General features: G+C 44.0%; 5 protein-coding genes. All 5 read right to left on the bottom strand.

What is annotated here, in order from left to right:
• Positions 1-220: 220 nt before the first annotated feature.
• On the bottom strand, positions 221-565 hold the full coding sequence (locus ATH1_RS0117715; protein ID WP_010422135.1) for a phenylpyruvate tautomerase MIF-related protein: 345 nt from the start codon (positions 563-565) through the stop codon (positions 221-223).
• A gap of 23 nt (positions 566-588) precedes the next feature.
• Positions 589-1,566, bottom strand: a complete 978-nt coding sequence (locus tag ATH1_RS0117710) for a mevalonate kinase family protein (RefSeq protein WP_010422138.1) — start codon at positions 1,564-1,566, stop codon at positions 589-591.
• A gap of 18 nt (positions 1,567-1,584) precedes the next feature.
• Positions 1,585-2,634 (bottom strand): diphosphomevalonate decarboxylase, encoded by a 1,050-nt coding sequence (locus tag ATH1_RS0117705; protein ID WP_010424977.1) that lies wholly within the window; start codon positions 2,632-2,634, stop codon positions 1,585-1,587.
• Entirely contained in the window at positions 2,621-3,553 is a 933-nt protein-coding gene (locus ATH1_RS0117700; RefSeq protein ID WP_010422139.1) for a GYDIA family GHMP kinase, read from the bottom strand. Before ATH1_RS0117700 ends, ATH1_RS0117705 begins: the two co-directional genes overlap by 14 nt.
• Positions 3,543-4,633, bottom strand: a 1,091-nt coding sequence (locus ATH1_RS0117695) for a hydroxymethylglutaryl-CoA reductase degradative (protein ID WP_010424974.1), incomplete at its 5' end; no start/stop codon positions are given. The genes ATH1_RS0117695 and ATH1_RS0117700, both read right to left, overlap by 11 nt.

Raw genomic sequence — 4,633 nt, 5'->3', positions numbered from 1 at the left:
CCCCTTTAGGGGATTTAGGGGTCAAAAGGCTTTTTAGACTGCACTCAACAATAGAAAATAAGTTTGAAACAGGCTGCTGACTTTTTCAGCAGCCTCTAATTAGTTAAACTCGTTCAAAAGAACCTGCTTTATTCAAGAATTTTCTATTACGATACTCAACTATCGGCAGAATACAATGGAATTATACGCTGTGAATGCTTTATTGGTAAACAAACCGCTATCAGAATGTTCCTTTGTTCCACCCCCAGAAACTTCTCGGGGCATCTGCAAACTCAATATAGATGCGCGAGGGGTCAATTCCCAGCTCTTTCTCAACGATTGAGGGGATTTCTTTGGCCAGTTGTGCAGCCTGTTCGTTCGTGAGCCCGATGCTTTTTATTTCCAGGTAAGCCAGGTCTTCATCTGTTCCACCAAACGTCATAGGCGTTGGCTGGTCAAACTGAGTCATTACAAATTTTTCGGGTTTCTGCAGTATTTCTGCCACCTTTTTCGAGGCATTCTTCAAAAAGGAGGTTTGAGCAGTGATATCAGTTGCTTTGTTGGTGTTAATTTTTAAGTAAGGCATAATCAACAAGTTTTAATGAACTATTATTTTTTTAAATCCTGATATACAGGGATAATTTCCATCCCTTTACTTTCAAATATGTCGCGTGTTTTGATATAATTTCGGGTGAACCCCAAAACAAATCCGCCGCCACCCGATCCACATAGTTTCAGATAGTAATCATCAGAGTTTAAACCATCGTCCCACAATTGACGAACAGTTGAAGGCACCATTTGTTGAAGGAATTCTTTCTGTATGGCTGATAATTCTTTCAGGCTATTGTAAAATTTTTCTTTCTGATTTCCTATCAGATTGTTGATACAGGTATTGTTGAGCGGTGTTAATGTGTTTTCCACAAAATTATAAAAAACTTTATCGTGGTGATACCTGTGCATGAAATTTTGCACCAAAGGAGCTGTTCTGCCGGGTTTTCCGCTGTTCATCAGGAATATGGCGTCGGAATGCTGCTGGTTGTACTGGGGCAGGCCAACCGGTTCAATATGGTCGAGGTCCCTCAGCAGCAAAGGGTGCTTCATATAGCAGATGAGAGGATCAATGCCCGAGCTGGTTCCGTGAAACCATGATTCCAGCTGAGCCAGTTGTTCCTTCAGAGTTCTTATTTCCCGCGGCGACCATTCAGTTTTGTTTTTTACGGGATTGGAAACGTATTTCCGGAAAAATGCAGCAACGAGTGCACCACTGCTTCCTAATCCGTAGCCTTCGGGAATAGTCGACTCAAAGTAAAGACCGTCATCGAGGTCTTCTTTCAACCTGTCGGTATTGAAATCGCTTAGCAATTCTCCACTGTTGGCCAGAGATTGCAGGTAATACCAGAATTCGTAAAGATGTTGATTGCTGCGCTGTGCAAAGGCCAAATCAGTATAACTGTCGCGATTTGGGAATGCCAGTTGCCCGTTGAAATGGGAATACGGAATGGTTAGTCCCATGGAACCTTTTATGATGGTGTATTCCCCGAACAGCATGATTTTTGAGTAAAATATGTCGCCGGCTTCTTTTTGCATAATTAATTTCTGTTTTCTTTATCTGTTTGTATCAATAATTTTTTCTGGTCCGCTTCCTATCCGATCGCGGATGATACGGCCATCTTCACAAAATGTTTGTAATTGTTTCTGTTCCCATGCAATAATTTCTTCTTCAATGTGATGTGGATACAGCAAGTGGATGTTTGGACCTGCATCCAGTGAAAAAGTGACAGGCAAACCGGTAGCATCCCGGAAGTCACTTATTTCTCTGATTATTCTCAGCGAGTTGGGGTGCAAAAGGGTATATGAAGGCATGCTGCTCATCATCAAGCCATGGAGTGAAAGCGCTTCGTTTTCTGTAACTTCAATAAAATCATCCATATTACCTTCTTTGAGAGTGCGAATAAGTTTCAGTGTGTTTTCACGAGCCTGGATAATCCGGCCTTCGCGATACGGATGATCATTCATCATTGCATGTCCGGCTGAACTGCTCACTTTTTTTGATTGCCCCGACACGATAAGAACATCGTCGTGCAGGGTTTTAAACAGGGGATGAATCTCATCCGGCAAGGGAATGGCATAATGGTCGGAACTTTCCGGTATTTCAGGTATTCTTCCCCATATACTCCAACCTCCGTAAACTGAGCGGGCAGCACTGCCTGAGCCCATTCTGGCCAATGACGAAACTTCGCGGATATTCAAGTAGTGGCGGTCGCTTACCTGCTGCTGAAGATCGGCAAGGCATAGTGCCAGGGCACTCATGGCACTGGCCGATGAAGCAATTCCCGAACTATGTGGAAAAGTATTGGTGCTGAAAATATTGATATGATAATTTTCTATTAAGGGAATTCTTGCACGAACATGATCAAGAAATTTTTGAATTTTGGGACGAAATCCGGGTTCTTCCCGGTTGTCAAGACAGAATGTAAACCCACTGCCTTCTTTTGGTGCAAGGGATACAGTTGTTTTTGTACAAGCCCGGGACAATGAAAAGCTCACCGAAGGGTTAACGGGTTCCTGAAAATCCTTTTTCCCCCAGTATTTTACAATTGCCAGGTTTGAAGGACTTTTCCATGTTGTCTGGTGTATGGGTTTATCTTCCTGCATATTGTTTGTCTAATTTTACGTCCCGAAGCCTAAACAATGTTTTAAACCCTTTTGTTTGAAAGTATTCTTTTGTATCGTCTTCCGGCCAGGGCGACAGCACAAGAAAAAAGTCACCGCCCCAGGCTCCGAGCGACTTTACAGCTCCGGGAAAATCGGGGAAAAGCCTTTTTTTCAGGGGGACTAATCCCGTGATGCTACTGATGATGCCCTCATGCTCAGCCATCAGGTTCATAAATTTTTCCTCTGATGTTTCGTTACTCATTCTCAGTGAGATATCGGAAATTTTTTCAATTTCCTTTTCTGCATTTTTTAATCCGTCGAGATGATGTCTGACGGCCATGGTCGAATTTTGCTTCCGGTTAAGGTAACCAATCCAGAGGTTGTCAATGAAAGGAGGATCAAAGGCCGCAACATTTACTTCGGGTTTTCCCGATTGGGTCAGTCTGTAAAAAACCGGGCCATCTGCGGTTGCACAGGCAATATCGTAACCGGAACCACCAAATGTTTCGGACAGAAGGAGGTAAGGATTGATATCAAGCCATTCGGAAAGATTGGAGATAAGCGTCGAACTGCTACCCCAGCCCCAGTCGGGCGAAAATTCGAGATGTGTGATAATCTCTTTTCCAGACAAAACATCCCGCCTGCCTTTTAATTGAGCCGCTTTATTGAGTATGTCTTTTAAAGATGTGGCCAGCTGCCGGTTTGTTGTTTCCTTAACAGTCAAGTCAGGATTGAAAAGTGCAGAAAACCAGCTTCCCTCAGGGTGAGTAGCTTTCCATGCAAGTACTTTGCCGGGAATCTGATTCACGATCATGGATTGCCCTTTTTTTAGTGGTACAGCAAGTCCGCGTGCGCCATGAAGGATTAGGTATTCACCTGACAGCAATAACTTACCATTTGAGTGAAACTTATTGTTCATTGCGTTGTTTTCGAAAATTTTCGAGGAATTCTTCGACAGCTCTTGCCGAAACGTTCCGGGTTTTAAAATAATTCGCTGCTGCCTCTTTTTCTATAGCTGAAGCGCCCTGCGAATTTAGCAAATTAATGAGGTGCAGCTTCATGTGACCCTTTTGTATCCCTGTTGTCACCAGGGATGCTACCGCTGAAAAGTTATTGGCCAGTCCGGCTGATGCTGCAATGCTCATCAGTTCCGTGGCAGAAGGATTGCCAAGCATTTCGATGGCGAGGCCGGCCAGAGGATGAAGCCGGGTCAACCCACCCACAGTACCCAATGCCAGGGGGATGGTTAGTTCCATCTTAAATATGCCTTTTTCAGAAATTTCACACTTCGAGAGTGACCGGTATTGTCCGTCTTTTGCAGCCCATGCATGCCCTGCGGCTTCAGCAGCCCTGAAGTCATTTCCCGTAGCAATAATCACTGCATCCGTCCCGTTGAATATTCCTTTGTTGTGAGTGACAGCTCTTGAAGTATCCATCCAGGCAATATCCATAGCTGTTTTAAAACGATGGGCGAAAAATTCCGGCGACAACTCCGGGGCAAAGGGTTTAAGTGCTGAAACCGGGCACTCAACCTGTGCGGTAACGATACACTCTGTTGTGTAATTGGAGAGAATGGCCATGACGATTTCAATATCGCCGTATTGTTTGAAATCTTCCTGTGTTCTGAAGAATTCCTGCAGGGGTGCCTTCATCCCCTCCAGACATGAGTTGATGAAGTTAGCCCCCATACTGTCTACTGTTTCAAAATATACTTCCAGTTGAAATATGGTTTGCATTTCTTCAAGGGGAAGGATTTTCATTCCTCTGATGCCTCCGCCACGCTTTTCCATATTGGCGGTGATGGACGAAACGGCCTCTGTTAATTTGTTTTCTAATGTTTTTGGAAAAGTGTCGAAAGAAATTTTCGGACCGTTCCATTTAAACCAGATGTGTCCTTTTTTGAGGCTATCGATGATTTTTGTCTTAAAGCCACCGTTTGCAGCCCAGAATGATGCAGCACGACTGGTATTCCCCGAACAGCATGATTTTTGAGTAAAAT

This window comes from Anaerophaga thermohalophila DSM 12881, assembly GCF_000191885.1.
Taxonomy (GTDB): domain Bacteria; phylum Bacteroidota; class Bacteroidia; order Bacteroidales; family Marinilabiliaceae; genus Anaerophaga; species Anaerophaga thermohalophila.
The sequence above is the reverse complement of the archived record's forward strand: the minus strand, read 5'-3'. Positions and strand labels throughout refer to the sequence as shown.